This window comes from Promicromonospora sukumoe (assembly GCF_014137995.1).
GTDB classification, from domain to species: domain Bacteria; phylum Actinomycetota; class Actinomycetes; order Actinomycetales; family Cellulomonadaceae; genus Promicromonospora; species Promicromonospora sukumoe.
Genome location: NZ_JACGWV010000002.1, coordinates 932,418 through 951,720, shown reverse-complemented (window position 1 = coordinate 951,720; position 19,303 = coordinate 932,418). Strand labels below are relative to the sequence as shown.

Annotated in this window: 14 protein-coding genes, 1 tRNA gene and 1 pseudogene; 8 read left to right on the top strand and 8 right to left on the bottom strand. The window is 72.6% G+C overall.

Translation table 11 applies throughout. From position 1 onward, the window contains the following. The first annotated feature begins 84 nt into the window (after window positions 1-84). Complete coding sequence (locus FHX71_RS21280) at window positions 85-1,422, top strand: helix-turn-helix domain-containing protein (protein WP_182619432.1); 1,338 nt, start codon at window positions 85-87, stop codon at window positions 1,420-1,422. Between the two features lie 303 nt (window positions 1,423-1,725). Here the strand turns inward: FHX71_RS21280 and FHX71_RS21275 are convergent, their stop codons facing one another. Then, window positions 1,726-2,967, bottom strand: coding sequence for an MFS transporter (locus FHX71_RS21275; protein WP_182619431.1), 1,242 nt, complete (start codon window positions 2,965-2,967; stop codon window positions 1,726-1,728). Window positions 2,968-3,497: 530 nt separating this feature from the next. On the opposite strand from FHX71_RS21275, the gene FHX71_RS21270 reads away from it, so the two are divergent. Both FHX71_RS21270 and FHX71_RS21265 read left to right on the top strand, forming a co-directional pair. Beyond that, window positions 3,498-7,568: a PDDEXK-like endonuclease domain-containing protein gene (locus FHX71_RS21270; protein WP_182619430.1), complete on the top strand. Its 4,071-nt coding sequence runs from the start codon at window positions 3,498-3,500 to the stop codon at window positions 7,566-7,568. 117 nt (window positions 7,569-7,685) lie between these two features. Next, on the top strand, window positions 7,686-7,928 hold the full coding sequence (locus FHX71_RS21265; RefSeq protein ID WP_182620085.1) for a hypothetical protein: 243 nt from the start codon (window positions 7,686-7,688) through the stop codon (window positions 7,926-7,928). Between the two features lie 137 nt (window positions 7,929-8,065). On the opposite strand, the gene mscL is transcribed toward FHX71_RS21265, so the two are convergent. Then, window positions 8,066-8,518, bottom strand: a complete 453-nt coding sequence (gene mscL, locus FHX71_RS21260; RefSeq protein WP_220490227.1) for a large conductance mechanosensitive channel protein MscL — start codon at window positions 8,516-8,518, stop codon at window positions 8,066-8,068. 116 nt (window positions 8,519-8,634) lie between these two features. Beyond that, window positions 8,635-9,438, bottom strand: coding sequence for an RcpC/CpaB family pilus assembly protein (locus FHX71_RS21255; protein WP_246403360.1), 804 nt, complete (start codon window positions 9,436-9,438; stop codon window positions 8,635-8,637). Between the two features lie 116 nt (window positions 9,439-9,554). Between FHX71_RS21255 and FHX71_RS30325 the strand changes: the two genes are divergently transcribed. Continuing rightward, window positions 9,555-9,785, top strand: coding sequence for a hypothetical protein (locus tag FHX71_RS30325; protein ID WP_376770166.1), 231 nt, complete (start codon window positions 9,555-9,557; stop codon window positions 9,783-9,785). 14 nt (window positions 9,786-9,799) lie between these two features. Here the strand turns inward: FHX71_RS30325 and FHX71_RS30320 are convergent. Continuing rightward, window positions 9,800-9,988, bottom strand: a pseudogene (locus FHX71_RS30320) (FmdB family zinc ribbon protein); the annotation flags it as partial. Window positions 9,989-10,237: 249 nt separating this feature from the next. Between FHX71_RS30320 and FHX71_RS21245 the strand changes: the two are divergent. Next, window positions 10,238-12,796, top strand: coding sequence for a penicillin acylase family protein (locus FHX71_RS21245; RefSeq protein WP_182620021.1), 2,559 nt, complete (start codon window positions 10,238-10,240; stop codon window positions 12,794-12,796). A gap of 141 nt (window positions 12,797-12,937) precedes the next feature. Here the strand turns inward: FHX71_RS21245 and FHX71_RS21240 are convergent, their stop codons facing one another. Then, entirely contained in the window at window positions 12,938-13,582 is a 645-nt protein-coding gene (locus FHX71_RS21240; protein WP_246403359.1) for a 5-formyltetrahydrofolate cyclo-ligase, read from the bottom strand. Window positions 13,583-13,809: 227 nt separating this feature from the next. On the opposite strand from FHX71_RS21240, the gene FHX71_RS21235 reads away from it, so the two are divergent. The 3 genes from FHX71_RS21235 (at window position 13,810) to FHX71_RS21225 (ending at window position 15,858) form a co-directional block, all read left to right on the top strand. After that, window positions 13,810-14,421, top strand: coding sequence for a GNAT family N-acetyltransferase (locus FHX71_RS21235; protein ID WP_182619428.1), 612 nt, complete (start codon window positions 13,810-13,812; stop codon window positions 14,419-14,421). 60 nt (window positions 14,422-14,481) lie between these two features. Next, on the top strand, window positions 14,482-15,657 hold the full coding sequence (locus FHX71_RS21230) for a hypothetical protein (protein ID WP_182619427.1): 1,176 nt from the start codon (window positions 14,482-14,484) through the stop codon (window positions 15,655-15,657). A gap of 128 nt (window positions 15,658-15,785) precedes the next feature. Next, a tRNA-Ala gene (locus FHX71_RS21225) sits at window positions 15,786-15,858 on the top strand. A 60-nt stretch (window positions 15,859-15,918) separates the two neighbouring features. On the opposite strand, the gene FHX71_RS21220 is transcribed toward FHX71_RS21225, so the two are convergent. From FHX71_RS21220 to FHX71_RS21210, 3 genes are read right to left on the bottom strand one after another with little or no spacing between them, the layout of a single operon-like run. Continuing rightward, window positions 15,919-17,037: a tyrosine-type recombinase/integrase gene (locus FHX71_RS21220; RefSeq protein ID WP_182619426.1), complete on the bottom strand. Its 1,119-nt coding sequence runs from the start codon at window positions 17,035-17,037 to the stop codon at window positions 15,919-15,921. Then, window positions 17,037-17,255 carry a helix-turn-helix transcriptional regulator gene (locus tag FHX71_RS21215; protein ID WP_182619425.1) on the bottom strand — a complete coding sequence of 73 codons (219 nt, stop codon included), beginning with the start codon at window positions 17,253-17,255 and terminating at the stop codon, window positions 17,037-17,039. The genes FHX71_RS21220 and FHX71_RS21215 overlap by 1 nt, the downstream gene beginning before the upstream one ends. Next, window positions 17,245-19,107 carry an AICE element replication initiation protein gene (locus FHX71_RS21210; RefSeq protein ID WP_182619424.1) on the bottom strand — a complete coding sequence of 621 codons (1,863 nt, stop codon included), beginning with the start codon at window positions 19,105-19,107 and terminating at the stop codon, window positions 17,245-17,247. Before FHX71_RS21210 ends, FHX71_RS21215 begins: the two co-directional genes overlap by 11 nt. Window positions 19,108-19,303 lie beyond the last annotated feature (196 nt).

Here is a 19,303-nt window from a genome sequence, read left to right as displayed (position 1 = left end):
CCCGCCCGTATGACGATCCGAACTGTTGTTCGGTTCCGGCGCGGGGCAGTTGACCGTCAGGCCCCCGACGAAGGAGAGATCACCGTGGCCCCCGCCGACCGGACGTTCCCCGTCACGACCGTCCCGACGCGCCGTTCCCGCAACCTGGTACTCACGGGCGCGATATCCGTCGCCCTCATCTCGACCGGGTCCGCGTACCTGGCGATGGTCCAGTTCGGCATCGACGTCCTCGCCATGAGCCAGGGCACCGCGTACGCGACCGCCGGCGTCTTCGAGCTGTCCCTGGTGACCGTCGCCCTGCTGGCCCGCGAGGCCGCGCGCGACAACCGGCCCGGCGGCACGCTGCTCGCCCTGACCTGGGCGCTCTCGTCGGCCTCCGGCGTGTTCGCCGCCTGGCACGAGGCGTACATCGGGCACCCCGTCGGCGCCGTGCTGTTCCGGTTCATCGTGCCGCTGCTCGCCGCGCTCATGTGGCACCTCGCCCTCATCGGCGACCGGCACCTCGCCACCGGCACGTCCTGGTCCGCGCTGCGGCAGTCCGCGCGCATGCACGCCCTGTTCCTCAGCACCGAGGACCTGTTCCGGGCGCAGAGCCTCAACGACGGGTCGCGGACCGCGCGCCGTCGGCTCACCCGCGCCGAGGCCGGCCGCCGTCGGGCCCGCTCCGTGGCCCTGCGCACCGTGCCACCCACCGAGATGCGTGCCCAGGTCGCGGCCTGGTGCGAGGCGCTCGCTGCGGTGGGCGACGGGACCGCCGACGTCGCCCGGCTGCACCTGGCCGACCGGCAGCGGCTCACCGGCATCCTGGTCGACGAGCCGATGGACGGCCGTAGTGGCGACTCGCGGACCGAGGTGGGGGCGCTCGACTACGAGCGCTGGGCCGCGGACGCGGTGGCCGCCGAGTTCGGGGACCGGTTCGACGGCAGGCCGGGTGACGGTGGGCGGTTCGTCGGCGCCGGCGTCGGGCCGGACGGTGCGGGTGCGCGGTTGGACGGCGTCGGGGCGGGGCTGGACGGCGGGGCGCAGCCCGTCGGCGTCGGCGCGCGTGGCGACGGCTCCGGCGAGCCGGACCCGGACCCGGAGCGCACCGCCGGGCGCCGGACCGCGGCCCTCGACATGGGCCGCCAGGGCGTGACCGAGCGCGCGCCGGAACCCGACACGATCCCGGACGAGGTCGTCGACCCGGTCCAGGCAGCGGACCGTGCCACGGCGAACGTCCGGGAGGCGATGCCCGCCCGCCGTCCGCCCCGCCGGAACATCGGGCTGGGCACGCGCGAGGCCGACCAGATGCTCGACCTGCGGGCCGAGGGCCGTCCGGTCCGGGAGATCGCGAAGGAGGTCGGCGTCAGCGAGTCGACCGTACGCAAGCGCCTGCGCGAGTACGAGGCGACGGGCCCGATCCCGATCGTCAAGGCGCGCTGACCCCCCGGCTGACGGCTGACGGCTGACGGCTGACGGCTGACGGCTGACGGCTCGGCGGCGCGCGCCGCGCGGCCCGCGACTCCGCCGGGCCCGCGACGCGAGCTCGGTCGACTGCCCGGGAAGCTCTCTCCTTTGAGACCTAAGTTTCTTCGCTTTGGACCAGTCCAAAGCGAAGAAACTTAGGTCTCAAAGGAGATCGACTTAGGTCCCTCAGGGGATCGGCGGACAGCGGACATCGGACGGCGGCGCGTTGTCGGCTGGTCCGTCGCGGCGCTGGTGGGTCCGTCGGCCGGACGGCGGCGGCTAGTCCGTCGCGCGGGCGTGGGCGATGTGGCCCAGGGAGCGCCAGACCAGCACCAGCGTGATGCCCGCACCGGCGCACGCGAACCACCACGGCGCCACGAGGCCCCAGTGCTCGGCGATCACACCGCCGATTCCCTGCCCGACGACGAGCCCGCCGAACACGCAGATCATGTTGATCGAAGCGACCCGGCCCTGGAACGCCTTGGGCACCGCGCGCTGCCGCACCGTCGTCGACAGGGTGCCCCAGACGAACGCGTAGACGCCGAACTCGAACATGATGAGGATCGCGACCCAGCCGGTCGTCGTCAGCGCGAACGCCGCGTGCGTGAGCACCTCGAGGGTGAGGCAGACGCGGATCAGCGTCGCCAGGTTCACGTGTCGTTCCAGCCACCCGTAGACCAGGATGCCGACGATGCCGCCCACCGCGCTCGCCGTGGTGAGCAGGCCGTAGCCGACCTCGCTCATGTGCAGGTGGTCCAGGGAGTACTTGACGAGCACGCCCCACGGCGCGGCCCAGGTCACGTTGAAGACCAGGATGACGATGCAGAGCGTGCGCACGGGCGGGTGGTGCCACACCCAGCGCAGGCCCTCGGCGATGTCCTTGCGGACGTGGGAGTCGGCGTCGCGCACGGTGACGAACGAGGTGCCGGGCGGGGCGGTGATGCGCGAGACGAGCACGATCGCCAGCGCCACGCAGACCACCTGGATCACGAACGGCCACACCATGCCGGCGGCGAAGAGGAACGCGCCGACCGGCGGGCCGACGAGCTGGTTCGCCGCGAGGAACCCGGCCTGCATGCGCTGGTTGCCGGCGCCGAGGTCGGCGGGGGCCACGAGCGTGGGCAGGAGGGTCTGCTGGGTGGTGTCGGCGAAGACCTCGGCGGTGCCGTAGAGGAACATCGCGGCGAGCACCATGGAGATGCTGACCGTGCCGGTCCCGATGAAGACGCACAGGACGGCGATGACCACGGCCCGGATCGCGTTGGCGACGATGACGACGAGGCGCCGGTCCAGCCGGTCGGCAAGCGCTCCGGCCCAGAGTCCGAACATCAGCCACGGCAGCCGCTGGAGCATCGCGGCGAGGGCGACGAGGAACGCGCTGTCGGTCTGCGACGCGACGAGCAGGGGGCCTGCGGCGAGCGCGATCCCGTCGCCGATGTTGCTCGTCCAGGACCCCGCGACGAGCCAGCGGAACGGCCGGCCGAGCCGGCGCGGGAAGACTGCCTCGACGAGTGCGCTCACAAACGTTCGAGTCTAGGAGCCGTCGTCCAGGCTTTTTTCCAGGACGGCGCGGGGGTACCCAGGAACGGCGGAATGTCGGGGTTCCGAGGGCCTCCGGCGAGGCGAAAACTTGCACCTCGACGACGTTCTTGTGACCTGTTTTCCGCGACCTGGACGACCGTCCGAGTTGGTGTTGACGTCCGCCTGGAACAGGTGCACACTCTCACAAGACGGTGCGCATCGCCCGCCCCCTGCGCGGTGCGCACCGTCATTTCCCCGGTGGACCTCGGTCCACCTGCTGAGCCCCTTCGGACCCCCTGCCGGAGGGGCTTTTGCATGCCGTGAGCCGTTTCGCGGGGCGTCCCGGGATCACCCCGCCCCACGTCCGAGGCGCGCCCGTCGGAGTCCTGATTCACCCGCTCCGGACTCCTTCCGGGCGCACATCACCCGGGTGACTTCCGATGCGCGCGCCCCGGACCTCGCCCGGGGTGCGGTGTGTCGCGCGGCGTGGCGTCCGGACCTTGTGGACACCGCGCGGTTAGTTTGCTGGGGTGAACGCTGCACGCCGCCAGACCGCAGCCGCTCCCGAGATCTCGGTCGACCTGTCCGAGGAGCTCTCGGCCGCGCTGAAGGACGAGAACGTGGACCCAGCCGCTGAGCTGGCCGCGTCGGAGGCCCCGGGGTCCACACCGGACGCCGTCCGGGACCCCATGGCCGAGTCGGTCGCGCAGTGGCGCGCCGGGCTGGTGCACCTCGCCGGGGGTTCCTCCCTGGCCGACGTCGGACTGCTCGGCGAGGCCGTGATCGATCTGTCCGCCGCCCACCCGTCGGGGGTCGCCCAGCTCTTCGCGGGCCGGCCCACCCGCTTGTCCAGCCTGGTGCGCGAGTCCGGCGCGCTGCCGACCGCCCGCCGTCGGGCACGGGCCGTCGCCGCGCGCTCCGCGGAGCACGCACAGCGTTACGGGGTGTCGCCCACCTACCTGGCGATCGGCGTCGCGACCTGGACCGAGCGGCCCGGCGGCCGCGCGGACAACGACTCGGACGACATGGAGGCGCTGACCCGCGTGCTCGGCCCGGCGTCGGTGCGCTACGCGCAGTCCGCCTCCGCGCAGTCCGCCCCCGAGACAGGCGGCGACTCCGTCGACAGCCCCGCCGACGCGCCCGCGCTGACCGGGTCCGTGCCGATCGTGACGCTGGCGATGCCCGCGGGCGGCGCCGCGGCGTCGGACGAGGACGACCAGGAGCCGCGCGTGGTGCGCGCGCCCGTGCTGCTGCGACCCGTCATGCTCACGCCCCGCAGCGACGGCGAGGGCGACTACGACATCACGCTCGACCCCACGGCCGAGCTCAACCCCGTGGTGGCGCGCACGCTGCGCGCCCACGGCGCGCTGCTCGACCCGGTCGCGCTGGCGAAGGCGACGTTCACGCTGGCGGGCTTCAACCCGGCGGACGTGCTGGACCGGGTCGCGAGCCTCGGGTCCGCCGTGCTGAGCGAGTTCCGGCTGGACCGGCGGATGCTGGTGGGCACGTTCGTGCACCCCGGCCAGGTGCTGGTCGACGACCTAGACGAGCTCGGCTCCGGCCTGCGGGACCACGAGGTGGTCGCCGCGCTCGGCGGCGTCGACGCGTCGGTGACGAAGCTCGGGCAGGTGGAGCTCCCCGAGCCGCGCGTGGGCGACGCCGACCCGGCGCACGAGCGCGGCGTCGGCGACCTCGACCCGCACCAGCGGCACGTCGTGGACGCGCTCGCGACGGGCAGCCACCTGTTCGTCGACGCCCCGGTCGGGTCCGACGTCGCGGGCACGCTCTCCGCCGTCGTCGCCGAGGCGAACGCCAGCGGCCGGTCCGTGCTGTACGTGCCGGGGCACCGCCGGGCCGCGGACGCGCTGGCCGCCCGGCTCGACACGCTCGGCCTGGGCGGGCTCCTGCTCGACATCGCGCCCGTGCCGACCTGGCGCACCTCGACGTCGCGCCGCCTGCTGGAGGCGATGGCCCCCGCGCAGGAGCGCATCGACGCCGACGAGGTCGCCCGGGTCCGGGACGCGCTCATCGGCTCGCGGGCGCAGCTCGCCGGCTACATCGGGGCGCTGCACCGGGTGCGCGAGCCGTGGCGGGTCTCCGCGTACGACGCGCTCCAGGCGCTGGCCCGGCTGACGTCGGAGCGGCCCGCGCCGGCCACGCGCGTGCGGCTCGGCTCGGACTCGGTGCTCGCCCTGCCCGCCGAGCGCCGGGCGGAGCTCGCGGCCGACCTCGAACGCGCGGCCGAGCTCGGGGCGTTCACGCTTAAGTCGTCGTCGAGCCCGTGGTTCGGCGCGCACATCCTCACGGACGACGACGCGCGCTCGGCCCTCGCCCGCGTGACCCGCCTGGGCGAGCACACGCTGCCGGAGCTGCGCAAGCAGATCGAATACGTATCGAAGGTGACGGGCCTGGTCGAGGCGTCGACGGCGCGGCAGTGGGGCGAGCAGCTCGCGATGCTCGGCGGCATGCGGGGCACGCTCGACGTGTTCCAGCCGATGGTCTTCGAGCGAACCGCGGCCGACATGGTCCAGGCCACGGCGTCGCGCAAGCAGCGCGCCGACCAGGGCACCGAGATGGGCTGGCTGGAGCGACGCCGGCTGAAGCGGCGCGCCCGCGAGATGGTGCGGCCCGGCGTCCGCGTGCCCGACATGCACGCGGCCCTGGTCGAGGTGCAGCGGCAGCGCGAGGTCTGGCAGGCGCAGTGCCCGCGCGGCGGCTGGCCCACGCTCCCCGAGGGCCTCGCGGGCGTGGAGGAGACGTACGAGGCGGTGCGCATCGACCTCGAGGCGCTCGAACCCGTGCTGCGCTCCTCGCAGGCGGGCGGCGACCTGCTCGATCTCGACCTGTTCGCGCTGGTCCAGCGGCTCGCCGCGCTGTCCGAGACGCAGGAGGCCCTGGTCCCGCTCCCCGAGCGGACGGCGGTGCTGCGGCGCCTGCGTGCGGCCGGGCTCGGCGAGCTGGTCGATGACCTCGGTGAGCGCCGGGTCGAGGTCGACCTCGTGGGCCCCGAGCTGGAGCTGTCATGGTGGTCGTCGGTGTTCGAGCAGATCCTGGCCGTCGAGCCGGACCTCGCCGGGCAGGACGGCGCCGGGCTGGACGCCCTCTCGGGCCGGTTCCGCGAGCTCGACCGGCGGCACGTCGGATCGCTGTCCGCGCCCGTCCGGGCGGCGGTGCGCGCGCACCTCGGCGCGGCCATGCGGGACGAGCGGGAGGACGCCGAGGCGCTCTACGCGACGCTGGTCGGCGGTGGCCTGACCTCGATGCGCGACCTGGTCAAGGGCCACGGCTCGACCGTGCGCCGGCTGCGGCCCACCTGGGTCTCCACGCCGACGATGGTGCCGCACCTGCTGCCCGCCGAGAAGAGCGCCGACCTGGTGATCCTCGACGCCGTGCAGCACGTGCCGGTCGAGGTGGTCGTGCCCGCGCTGGCGCGCGGCCGGCAGATCGTCGTGGTCGGCGACCCGCGGTCGGCGTCGGGCACCGCGGTGCGCGACCTCGCGCGGCTGCTGCCCCGCGTGACGCTCCAGCCCGAGCCCGCCCGGCGCGACCCGCGACTGACGGGCCTGCTGGCCGAGCACGGGTACGAGGGCATCATGCGCCCCGCGCCCCTGCCGCGCACCGAGGCCCTGGTGCACTTCTCGCTCGTGGACGGGACCGGCATGCCCGACCCGGTCTCCGGCACCGTCGAGTCGACGAGTGCCGAGGTGGAGCGGGTCGTGGACCTCGCGATCGAGCACGCGATGACCCGGCCCGAGGAGACCTTCGGCATCGTGACCGTCACGGCCGCGCACGCCGACCGCATCCGCGAGCGGCTGCTCGCCGAGGTTCGTGCGAACCCGGCGCTGGCGCCGTTCTTCGCGGGCTCACGCCCCGAGCCCGTGGTGGTCGCCGACGTGACCGGCGTGGCCGGCCTGGCGCGCGACACGATCGTGCTCACCCTCGGCTTCGGGCGGACGCCGCACGGCCGCGTGCTGCACCGGTTCGGCGTGCTCGGCGAGGGCGGCGGCGACGCGATGCTGCTCGGCTCGCTGGGGGCGGCGCGCAAGCGGCTGCACGTCGTGTCCTGCTTCCCGGCGTCCGACCTGGACCCCGAGAGGCTGCGCGGGCCCGGGCCGAAGATGCTGGCACGGGTGCTGTCCTTCGCGGAGGAGCGCTCGGGGCTCGCGGACCAGGTCGAGATCGGCAACGGCGTGGACGTGGCGCGGTCCGTGGACCGGCTCGTCGTGGACCTGGGGGAGCGGCTGTGGCGGTCGGGCCTCGTGGTCGAGACCGACTACGGGCTGCCCGGCGGCGACCGCATCCCGCTCGCGGTCGGGCACCCGGACCTGCCGGGGGAGCTGCTCGTGGGCGTGCTGACCGACGACGCCGCGTACGTGGCCGAGCCCTCCATCCGGGTGCGCGACCGGCAGCTCGCCGAGCGGCTCGAACGGCTCGGCTGGGTCGTGGCGCAGGTGTGGTCCGCGGCCGCGTTCCTGGACCCCGACGCCGAGGCGGAGCGCGTGCGCCGCGTGGTCCTGGCCGTGCGGGACGCCCGTGTCGGCCTGTCCGGGGGCGTCCCGCCGGCGGCGGACCTGATCGTCCCCCAGGTCCTGGACGACTGACCCGCCCCCCGCCCCACCCCTCGTTGAGTGCTGGATATTTGTCCTCTCGGAACGTTTCGAGAGGACAAATATCCAGCACTCAACGAGGGCGGTGGGCGGCCGGGCGACAATGGTGTCGTGAGTGAGTCCGAGAAACTTCCGGCCGATCCCGCGGCGTCAGGGTCGGCGGCCCGGCGGCGGGGTCCGCGGCGTGCCGTGCGACGGGGGACCGAGCGGGAGGCGGTGCTCGGAGTGAGCGCGGACGAGCGCCCGTCCGGCTGGGGCGAGGGCGCCGACGGCGGCCCGGGCAGCTCGGCGGACGGCGGTCACGGCTCCAACGACGAGCAGCTCCGCCGCGACGTCCCGCCCCACTGGGGCTGACGCCGGCGACGGGTGATCGGCGGCGCCAGGTGATCGGTAGTTCCGGGTGGTCGGTAGATGGTCAGGTGATCGGTAGTTCGAACTACCGATCACCTGACCATCTACCGACCACTCTGCTGCCTCAGAGAGCCGGTGGCTCAGTTGGGTCGTGCGTCCGACGCCGGGCTCGACTGCACGCCGGCCTGGACCCGGAGCAGGTCGCGGATCTCGGTGAGGAGAACGGTCTGCTCGTCGAGGGCCTCCTCGACGACCTCTTCCTCGACGGGCTTCTTGCGCAGCTCGCTCAGCTTCTTGACCGGGATGATCACGAAGAAGTAGATCGCCGACGCGATCAGCAGGAACATGATCAGGCCCTGGATGAACAGGCCGATCTGGAACTTGGTCTCCTCGCCCTGCCAGTTCGGGACGTAGAACGCGATCTCGGTGAAGTCGGGGGCGCCGAAGAGCCACCCGATGAACGGCATGATGAAGCCGTCGACGAGGCCGCTGATGACTCCGGAGAAAGCCGCGCCGATGACGACGGCGACCGCGAGGTCGAGCACGTTGCCGCGGGTGATGAATTCCTTGAAGCCGTTGAGCAGGTTACGCATTGATTCCCCTGGATCTCTCTCACGTTGGTGTGGGTCGGCGTGGGCCGGAACCTCGATGGGGATTGTGGTGGAAAATCCCGTTCAACGCACGCGCAGTCGGCCATTGACCGCTTCGATCACGGCACCAGCACCGCCGTCACCGAGCCCCAGCCAGACACCGCCGAGAGCTCCGGGGCGTCGTCGGGGCTCACCGCGACGAGCGTCACGGGCCCCTCGCCGTCCGGGGCCGCGCCGAGCAGCCCGCCGGCGTCCTTCGGCTCGCGCGCGGCGGGGACCGGCAGCACCAGCGCACCGCGGGCGAGGTAGCGGGTCTCGCCGACCGGCTCGCTGCTCGACGTCGTCCCGGCGAGCAGGTCCACCCGGTCGCCGGGTCGCAAGAGGTCGGCCACGGCGTCGTCGGACAGACGGACCGGGACCACCACCGTGCCGTGCGGGGCCGCGGCGGAGACGCCGTCGTCGGACACGAGCGTGGCGTGCAGCGGGGCGCCTGCCGGCAGCCCGACGACGGCGGCGCGGCCCAGCAGGTCACGCCAGGAGAGCAGCACGCCGGGCGGGGCGAGGTCGGCGTCGACGGCCCGTATCTCGATGTCTTCCCTGCTCAGCAGGGTTCCGGGCGCTATGGAGCGGGTTGTCACGGCGACGTCGACCGTCGGGGGCGGCGGCGGGCGCAGGAGGTGCACCGTCAGGGTGGCGGCCAGCCCGAACAGCAGCGCGGCGAGCGCGAACCGCCAGCGCCACAGGATGCGCCGCGCCCGCCGGAACGCCGGCGACGGCACCGACCGCGCCTCCCGGGTCCGCGGCATCCGCGACGGCATCCGCGAGCCGGAGCCGCGCGGCGCCTCGTGGCGTGCCGCTGGTGCGAACCCCGCGGCGGGCGCGGCCTGCGCGGGCGGTGCGGCGAGCGTGTCGAGAAGTCCCATGCCGCCGACGTTAGGCAGCCGGTGCGGGGTCGCGGGGCCGCCGTCGGGCAATCTGTGCACAGAGGCTCGAAAACGGCCCCTGTGGTCGCGCTCGAACCCCTGGAACGGCGTCAGGCGTGCCGGTCGAGGGACCCGATCAGGACGAGGCGGCCTTCGACGAACCCGACCCGCTGGACGACGACGAGGACGAGCCCGACGAAGACGAGGAGCCCGACGAGGACGAGGACGAACCGGAGTCGCTCGACGACGAGCCCGAGGACGAAGAGTCCGAGCCCGAGCCCGAAGACTCCGACTTGCCCGCCTTCACCGTGCTGCTGGTCGACGTGCTACGCGAGTCGGTGCGGTAGAAGCCGGAGCCCTTGAAGGTGACGCCCACGGAGCTGAACACCTTGCGCAACCTGCCCTGGCACTCGGGGCAGACGGTCAGCGACTCGTCCTTGAACTCCTGGTGGATGTCGAACGCGTGGCCGCAGTCGGCACACCGGTACGCGTAGGTGGGCACGTGCACTCCTCTGGGACGTCGCAGGCGGCCGGGGCGTCGCGCGCTCATAGGTCCGGGGCCTGGCACTCGGGGTTTCCGAGTGCCAATAGTAACGGTCGAGCGGCGGGGGATAGTCCCAGGATCTTTCGAGCCTGTTCACCCAAGCGCGTTCACCCAAGCCCTGGGGCGGACGGTAGTCTCCACTGCGTGTCCGCGACCACTCCCGCCGAGCCACTCGAGCCCGCCGAAACTGCTTCCTCCGCCGGTGCGCGACCCGCCAAGCGCCGTCGGACTCGCACCACACGAGTCCGTCAGTTCCTGGTCGGTACGACCATCGTCGTCGTACTGGCGCTGGTCGCCGTGACGACCTTCGGCTGGCTCACCGGGCGCCGTCCGCTCCCGGAGTACTCGGGGGAGGTGCAGGTCGAGGGGCTGAGCTCGGACGTCCGCGTGAGTCGCGACGCCCAGGGCGTGCCGCAGATCTACGCGGACAACGCCGAGGACCTGTTCCGCGCCCAGGGCTACGTGCACGCGCAGGACCGCTTCTTCGAGATGGACTACCGCCGTCACGTGACCGCGGGCCGGCTGGCCGAGCTCGTCGGCAACAACGAGGACGCGATCCAGGCCGACATGGTCACGCGCACCTTCGGCTGGCGGCACGTCGCGGAGGAGGAGTTCAACATCCTCGACGACACGACCCGCCAGTACCTCCAGGCCTACGCGGACGGCGTGAACGCCTACCTCGCGGACCGCAGCCCCGGCGAGACGGCCGTGGAGTACACGGTGCTCGACGTCAGCGTCGAGGTGAACGAGCCCGAGCCGTGGGACCCGATCGACTCGCTCGCCTGGCTCAAGGCCATGGCCTGGGACCTGCGCGGCAACTACGACGAGGAGCTCGACCGCGCCCTGGCGTACAGCACCCTCGGCGACGCGTCGCGCGTGGCGGAGCTGTTCCCGGCGTACTCCGGCACCGGCAACGCGCCGATCCTCGACCCCGCCGAGGCGGGCGCGCAGGCGAACGCCCCGGCCGGCGCCGGGACGGCGTCCGCCACCAAGGAGGTGTACCAGAGTGCCGGCCTGGCCGACGCCCTGGAGTCCGCGCAGAAGGCGCTCGACGCCGTGCCGGTGCAGATCGCGCGCGGTGAGGGCACCGGCTCGAACTCGTGGGTGGTGTCGGGGCAGTACACGGAGTCGGGCAAGCCGCTGCTGGCCAACGACCCGCACCTCGACCTCGCCGCCCCGGGCATCTGGGCGCAGGTCGGCCTGCACTGCAACCAGGTGGGCCCGGAGTGCCCGTTCGACGTGTCGGGCTTCTCCTTCTCCGGCTTCCCGGGCGTGATCATCGGCCACAACGCCGACATCTCCTGGGGCCTGACCAACATGGGCGCCGACGTCACCGACTTCTTCATCGAGCGCGTCCGCAACGACACGTACCTGCGTGGCGCGGACAAGTGGGTCCCGATGGAGAAGGAGACCGAGGTGATCCGGGTCGACGGCGGCAGCCCCATCGACCTGGAGGTCCGGCGCACCGTGCACGGTCCGATCGTGTCGACCGTCATGGACGAGGCGCAGATGGACGCCGTGGCCGGCTCGCCCACCGAGACCGGCACCGAGCTGGGCCAGTACGAGATCTCGCTGCAGTGGACGGCGCTCGAGCCGGGCCACACCGCCGACGCCGTGTTCGACATGAACAAGGCGAAGACCCCCGCGGACATGAAGGCGGCGGCCGCCAAGTTCGAGGTCCCGGCGCAGAACATCGTGTACGCGACGACGGACGGGCACATCGGCTACCAGGCGCCGGGCAAGATCCCGGTGCGCGCGGTCGTGCCCGGCGCCGTCGAGTCGGACGGCACCTGGCCGCGGCCCGGCTGGGACCCCCGGTACGACTGGACCGGCTACGTGGACCCGGCGCAGATGCCGGGCGTCGTGGACCCGAAGGAGGGCTTCATCGTCGCGGCGAACCAGGCCGTGCTGCCGGGCGACAACGGGCCGTTCATCAGCCGCGACTGGGACTACGGGTACCGCTCCGAGCGCATCCGCACCCTGATCTCGGACCGGATCGCGGAGGGCCGCAAGCTCACGGCCGCCGACATGTCCGAGTTCCAGATGGACCAGTGGAGCGTGTTCGCGGACACCCTGGTGCCCGTGCTGCTCGAGGTGGACCTCCCCGCCGGCTACGACTCGGACGGCCAGGCGCTCCTGGCCGACTGGGACAAGTCGATGGACGCCGACTCCGCCGCCGCGGCCTACTTCGCGGCCGTGTGGCGCAACCTGCTGCGCACCACGTTCAACGACGAGCTCCCGGAGTCCATGTGGCCCGACGGCGGCAGCCGCTGGCTCGCCGTCATCCAGGGCATGCTCGACGACCCGAACGACGCCTTCTGGGACGACCAGTCCACGGTGGCCGTCGTCGAGAGCCGTGACCAGGTCCTCACGCAGGCGCTGGTCAGCGCCCGCCAGGACCTCACGGTCGAGCTCGGCAAGGACACCAGCGACTGGCAGTGGGGCACGCTGCACCAGCTCCGGCTGCGGCACCTCGTGCTCGGCGGCCCCGGAATCCCGGCGCCGATCGCGACCTACATGAACCCGGCGCCGGTCAAGGTGGGCGGCGGCTCGTCGATCGTGAACGCCACCTCGTGGGACGCGGCCAGCGGCAGCTTCGAGGTGACCGCCGGCCCGTCGATGCGCATGGTCGTGGACCTCGCGGACCTGGACGCCTCCACCTGGGTGGTCGTGACCGGCGCGTCCGCGCACCCGGCGTCACCGCACTACGACGACCAGCTCAGCGCCTGGGCGGCAGGGGAGACCTTCCCGTGGCCGTTCAGCCCCGAGGCCGTCGAGGGCGCGTCGGAGGACGAGCAGACCCTGACGCCGTAGCGACGTCGGGCTCGTTCGCCGGTCGAGCGCCTTCGCCGGTCGAGCTTGTCGAGACCTCACCAGGTCTCGACAAGCTCGACCAGCGGTTTGGCTCGACCGGCGGTTTGGCTCGGCCGGCGGACCTGCTCGACCAGCCCGGCGTCAGCCCAGCCAGCGCCAGTCGGCCGGGGTCGCGACGGCGTGGACCGGGATGTCGTGGTCCTCGCGCGGCAGCGGGTGGTCCGCGGCGTCGTACACCTCTTCGGGGAAGACGACGGCGACGACCTTGGCGCCCGGCCGCAGGTGGGTCAGGGCGCGGTCGTACCAGCCGCCGCCCTGCCCGAGCCGCACCCCACGGGAGTCGACGGCGAGGGCGGGCGCGAGGACGACGTCGGCCAGCTTGACGGCGTCGGTGCCCAGCGCGGGGCCGCCCGGCTCGGGCGGCCGGCCCGGAGCGCGCTCCAGCAGGTCGTCGGGGCCGGTGTAGTCCGCCCAGTCGCGCGCGAGGCCGGCGCCGAGCACCGGGAGCAGCGCGCGGACGCCGCGGTCCGCCAGCCGGTCCAGGAGCGGCAGCATGTCGGGCTCCGCGCTGCGGGCCGCGTACGCCGCGACGCACCCGGCGTCGCGCACCTCGGGAATGGACTCGATGACGTCGGCGAGGGCCGAGGCCGCCTCTGCCCGCCGTCGGGCGGACCGCAGGCCACGCTGGGCGCGGATCGCGCGACGGAGCTCCTCCTTGGCGTCACCTGTCTCCATGCCGGGGTGGACGGGGTACGGCTGTGGCGTCGGAACAGAGATGCCGCTCATGACCGCTATTGTGCCAAGACTCCGAGACTGGATTGTTACGAACAGCGCAACAAGAAGGCGAGAACATGACCGAGCGGCTGCTCGACGGGTCCCAGGCCACCGAGCGTGGTAGACCCTCCTCCAGCGAGGGATACGTCATGGGACGTGGCAGGGGGCGAACGATGTTGCCGTCGAGTAAGTCGGACGTGCCGGAAGGCACCACGGGAAAGTTTGTGAAGGGGTGGACGGTGGCCAAGCCATGGCCGGTGACGCTGCGTGAGGACACACCGACGGGGACGGTCGTGCTGCGTCCGCTCCGGCGCCGGGACGCTACCGACTGGTCGCGGCTCCGGGCGGAGAACGCGGCCTGGCTGGAGCGCTGGGAGGCGACGTCGCCCGGTGCGAACCGCTACATCGCCTCGACGTTCGGCGAGTACGTGCGGTCCCTCTCGGCGCAGGCCCGTGCCGGCACGTCGCTCCCCTTCGGGGTGGAGCTCGACGGCGCGCTCGTGGGCCAGCTGACGGTCGCCTCGATCACCTGGGGCTCCATGTGCTCCGCGAGCATCGGCTACTGGGTCAGCCAGAGCGTCGCCGGGCGCGGCGTGATCCCGACCGGCGTCGCGATGGCCACGGACTACGCCTTCTTCCTGGGGCTGCACCGCATCGAGATCAACATCCGGCCCGAGAACAAGCCGAGCCTCCGCGTCGTCGAGAAGCTGGGCCTGCGGGACGAGGGCGTGCGCGAGCGGTTCCTGCACATCCAGGGCCAGTGGCGCGACCACCGCACCTTCGCGGTCACCCGCGAGGAGGTTCCCGAGGGGCTGCTCGCGCGCTGGCAGCGCCTGCGCGAGGCCCTGTAACGGTGGGACACGCCGTGCGTGCTGCGGCCGGGTGTGGCGATGCTCGCCTAACGTCGTGTCGTGGAATCGACCGCGGGACTCACAGCCGTAGCGCTGTTCGTCCTGTGGCTGGGCTACTGGATGCCGAGCATGGTGCGTCGACGGGCGGAGCTCGCCGACGCACGGGTGCCGGACCGGTTCTCAGGTGGACTGCGCATCGTCGCCATGAGCGGCTCGGCCAGGAGAGGAGGGGCGATGGTCAACGACGGCAACCGGCGAGGTAGCGGCCAGGGCGTGCCGCGCGTCGCCCACCCGACCCCGCGACAGGGCCTGCCCCTCCAGATCATGGTGCGCGGCCGCCCGCTGACCGCGGAGCGCATCCGCCGGGTCGAGCGCCGTGCGCGCCGGGCCGCCCGTGCGCGCCGTCGTTTCATCGTCTCGATCTTCCTGCTGGTGTCCAGTGTCGTCGCGTGGGCGCTCGTCGGCTTCGGTCAGCTGCACTGGGGCGCCGCCGTCGCGACGTCGGCGATGCTGCTGTTCGTGCTGTTCCTGGGCCGTCGCGCGGCCCGTGCGGCCCGCCGGGCGGACGCCCGATGGCAGGCCACGGTCCGGGCGGCGCGCCAGCGCGCGACGCAGGCCCGTGCCCTCGCCAACGGCGGCCCGTACGCGCCGCGCAACCGCGCGCAGGTCGTGGGCCTGGCGACGCGCGGCTCGGACACGCAGACGCAGGCGATCCCGCGGGTCGGCGGCAAGAACGTGCTCGACGAGATCCTCGACGGGCCGGAGAAGCCGCAGGTCATCGAGGTCTCGGCGGAGGTTGTCGAGGAGTCGCCTGCTGGTGGTGCGGGTGCTGCTGGTGTTGCTGGTGGCGCGCCGACGAAGGTCGCCGAGCCGCAGAGCGGGCGGGCCTGGGACCCGGTCCCGGTGCCGCTGCCCACGTACGTGACCAAGCCGAAGGCGCCCCAGCGGACGCCTGCGGCGCTGCCGGCTGCTCTGGGGCCTTCGTCGGCTTCGTCGGCCAAGGGGGCGTCTGCGGGCGGTTCTGGGCGCGCTGGGGGTTCTGGTTCGGCTTCCTCGGCTTCCGGTCCGACGACGGCGGCCGGCGCCGCTGGTGCCGCCACGTCCGGGGCTGCCGGGTCGGGGGCCGACGCCGTCGCCGAGGACGAGCTGCTGCGGGGCGAGCCGCCCCGCATGAAGTCGGAGACGCTGGGCCAGCCGCTCGAGGAGATCCTGGCCCGACGCCGCGCGGCGGGGTGACCTGCCGCACCCCGCCGCGCGGCGTCGTGGCTGGTCGGGTGTCGCGCGAGTCACGTGCTCGTGACCCGCGCGACACCGCATCAAGTTGCGGAGCACCGGCGGTGAAGTGCTAGTCTTCTGCAGTCCGAGGGGCTATGGCGCAGTTGGTAGCGCGTCTCGTTCGCAATGAGAAGGTCGGGGGTTCGAATCCCCCTAGCTCCACAGACGGAAACCCCGCTTGACCAGGGCAAACGCTCCGGTCAAGCGGGGTTTCTTCGTTGCCTAGGAGGCGTCCTCCTCGGATTGCGGCCCCCCGGCGGCCCCCGAGTCGTCAGAGACCCCTTCGTTGAGGCGATCCAGGCCCGCCTTGTCGGCTCCAGTACCGAGGTAGTGCAGGTATCGGTTCGTGGTCGCGATGGACTCGTGGCCGCACCAGGCCTGCACTGTTCCGGGGTCGATGCGCCGTGCCAGCCAGAGGCACGCGGCCGTGTGCCGCAGGTCGTGGAGGCGACGGCCCCGACCTGTCCCGACGTTGTTCCTGGCATCGTCGAGCCTCGTCCAGTCGAGCAGCCGCAGCGACGACGACCGCCACAGTTGCGCCCCGCCTGACGTCGTGAACAGCAGATCGTGCGGTGCCTTGTCGCGTGCCAGTTCGCGGACGATCGGCAGCACTCGGTTGCCCAGGGGCACGCGGCGCATGCTCCGGCCCTTGGTTGCCTTGATCGGGGAGCCCTCGGGCTGGCTACGGCGGACCATGAGCGCGGGCGTCGGGACCTCCATCACGGACGCGACCTGCATCGCGCGGGCCTCGCCCCAGCGGAGCCCGGTCCAGCCCAGCACGAGCAGGATGTCCGCGAGCCGCTCGTCCTTCATCTTCCAGACCAGGTACGCGGCTTCGAGCTCGTTCTCCGTGAACGGGTGCATCTCGTCCACCTCGTCGGAGCCCTTGGGGACCTTGACCCCGGCGACGGGGTTCCGCGCAAGCAACTTCTCACGGACGCACCAGGAGAAGAACACCGACAGGCTGGCGCGGTACCGCACTACCGACGACTCGGCCAGACCGGCGGCGAGCAACTTCTCGAAGGAGCGCGCGACCTCGCGCTCTGAGACCGCCGACAGGTGCACGTTCAGCATGCTCGTGGGGGTTAGCCGGCGCAGGTCCAGGTCCGCCGTGTAGGTCTTCTTCGCGACCGTCGTCCTGCGGATCGACAGCCAGCGGTCCAGGGCCGACTTCACCGGCTCCTTGCCCGCCCGGGGGTCCAGGCCGCCCGCGAGGGCGGCCCGTTCCCGGTCGAGCCACGCCTTGGCCTCACGCTTGGTGTCGAACGTCTTGGAGGCGATGTTCTGACGGCCGGACTTCAGGCGGGCGCGGAACCGGCCGTTCTCCTTGACGATGCTCATCAGGCGGCCACCTTGTCGAGCCAGACCATGACGTCGTCCCGGCGGTAGCGGGGGAGCGAGGGCGAGAGCCACACGACGCGCGGACCCTTGCCAGCGAGCCGCCAGCGGCACACCGTCGAGGGAGCGACCTTGAGCCACGCAGCTACTTCCTCGGTCGTCAGGAACGCGTCAGCGGGGATGGGTGTCGTCGCGATGGCGACGGTGGTCTCACGAGACATGGGTGCTCTCCTGGGCGTCGTCGGTGTGGTGGTTCGGTCGGCAGCGGGCGGTGTATCCGGGTCCAGTCAGGGACTCTCCGCAGTCGGGGCAGGTCCCGACCTGAGATGTCCCGGATTCGTTCCCCGCCTTCCCCGCTTCCCCGTTTCTGCTGGTCAGAGCGTCGGGGGTGGCGGGGATAGGCGGGTTAACGACTCTCAGGGCGGGGTATCGTTCCCCGCCGTTACCCCGCCTGCTCGGGTCGCTAACCCGCCCTTCCCCGCCGCTTCCCGTCGTGGGCAGGGCTGTGACCTGCGACGACGGGGAAGCGGGGATAAGCGGGGATGATTCCGAGACATCTCCGGGCGGGGTGAGCCGCCAGACGGTGACGCCGTTCTTGTTCGCGGCTCCGAGGTCCTCCACGCCCCATCCGGCGGAGCGCAGAGCGGGCGCGGTGCGCTTCAAGATCCCGGTCACGCCTCGGGCGCTCTTGGGCCAGGTGCGCGGCGGGTTGCCCTCCGGCTGGACCAGGTCGAGCAGCGCACCGGCCGTGCCCTGCCACGCCTCGGTCACGTGGACGGACAGCGCGGCCAGGAACGGGTCAGAGGTCACGGCGTCGAGCGCGAGCGTGCTCGCCTGGTCCCGGTACGCAGCCAGCCCGGCCGTCCCGTTCACCTGGTCCAGCGCCGCGAGCACGACGGCGAAGTCGGCCATGCGCGGCAGTGAGTCGAGCCGCACGCCGGGCACCTGGGCCTTGCACGCCTGGACCTGGGAGAGCAGCGCACCGAAGACGCGCGGCCATGCCGTCTCCCACGCCTGGACCAACTGCGACTCGGGGCGGCGGCGGTCCTCGGTGATCCGGTCCAGGTTGACCACGATGGATCGGTCCGCGAGGTCGGGAGCCATGGCGCCGACGTCGATGCCGTTCATGACGATGGCACGGCGGAAGGAGACCACGGCCAGGTCGTCATCGGTGTAGAGGCGGCGCACGACATCGCCGTCACCGGTCACGGCTCTGCACAGCGAGTCGGACAGCCAGCCGGGGATGACGGACATGTTGTCCAGCCCGACGACCCACGATCCGGCCGCAGCGGTGATCCAGCCTGTGGCGTCTCGGGGTGGCTTGCGCAGCGGGACGCCGGACGGGTCAACGAGCTGCACCAGGTTCTTGGTCGCTGATGACTTCCCGGTGCCCTGCTCACCCAGCAGTGCCAGCATCGGGTGCGGGATCTGTTCCCATCCCAGAGCGGCCACGAGCCAGCCGAGCACGAGCGGTCGGTCAGCCGGGGTGACGTTGAGGAGCGCCCACAGGTCATCGAGCGTCCCGCCCGGCTCTGGGGCGGGGAACGCGTCGGTCAGGGCGGTGCGGCGGAACAGGACGGGCACCTCGCCCGCCATGGTCCAGCCGCGCGAGTCGACCCGTACGACGCTCTCGGCGGCGTCGCCGAGGTCGATCCAGGTTGCGCCGGCGTGCTCCGCGACCCGCAGGTGCACCGCTCTCGGTTCCGACTGGCGGGCGGTGCCCTCGATCACGAGCAGCGCGTCAGCCAGGGCTTGCTGTCCGGCGATGAGGCCGGTCTGGCGCTGGTAGTTCTGGGCGAGTTCCGCGCGGAGCGATGAACGTCCGCCGCGCAGCATGCGCACGATGTTGCCGCCGGTCTTCGGTACGGCGAAAGGCTCGCCGTCCGTGGTGCAGCCGAACCCGTACCGGTCCTGGGCGAGTTCGACCAGGACGGCGGCGGCGGACTTGCGTTCCTTCGGACCGGAGGTGTCCGGGGCGGGCGCGGCGGGTGCCGCGTCGCCGTCTGTCCGGGCGGACATGTCCGGCGTGACGTGGCTGTCACCCGTGGTGTTCACTGGGTTTGGGCTGTTCATCGTGACCCTTCCTGGCGGTTGGATTCGTGTGCGGTCTGACTGGACTGGTCACCCCTGGCCGGGTGTCCTGTCCGCGTTTCCGGCCGGGCGGCATTCGTGCTGTCCGGCCGGATGACGTTCATGTCCGGACCGGTCCGCTGGTCCGGATGTCCGGGGCGCGTGTCCGGCGGTCCGGACCGGTCCGGTCGTCCGCGCC

What these genes read in the sequence shown, in the direction of transcription:
- mscL (WP_220490227.1), bottom strand. Translation starts at nt 8,518, where the DNA reads ATGCGTAACCTGCTCAACGGCTTCAAGGAATTCATCACCCGCGGCAAC.
- FHX71_RS21255 (WP_246403360.1), bottom strand. Translation starts at nt 9,438, where the DNA reads ATGGGACTTCTCGACACGCTCGCCGCACCGCCCGCGCAGGCCGCGCCC.
- FHX71_RS21240 (WP_246403359.1), bottom strand. Translation starts at nt 13,582, where the DNA reads ATGAGCGGCATCTCTGTTCCGACGCCACAGCCGTACCCCGTCCACCCC.
- FHX71_RS21220 (WP_182619426.1), bottom strand. Translation starts at nt 17,037, where the DNA reads ATGAGCATCGTCAAGGAGAACGGCCGGTTCCGCGCCCGCCTGAAGTCC.
- FHX71_RS21215 (WP_182619425.1), bottom strand. Translation starts at nt 17,255, where the DNA reads ATGTCTCGTGAGACCACCGTCGCCATCGCGACGACACCCATCCCCGCT.
- FHX71_RS21210 (WP_182619424.1), bottom strand. Translation starts at nt 19,107, where the DNA reads ATGAACAGCCCAAACCCAGTGAACACCACGGGTGACAGCCACGTCACG.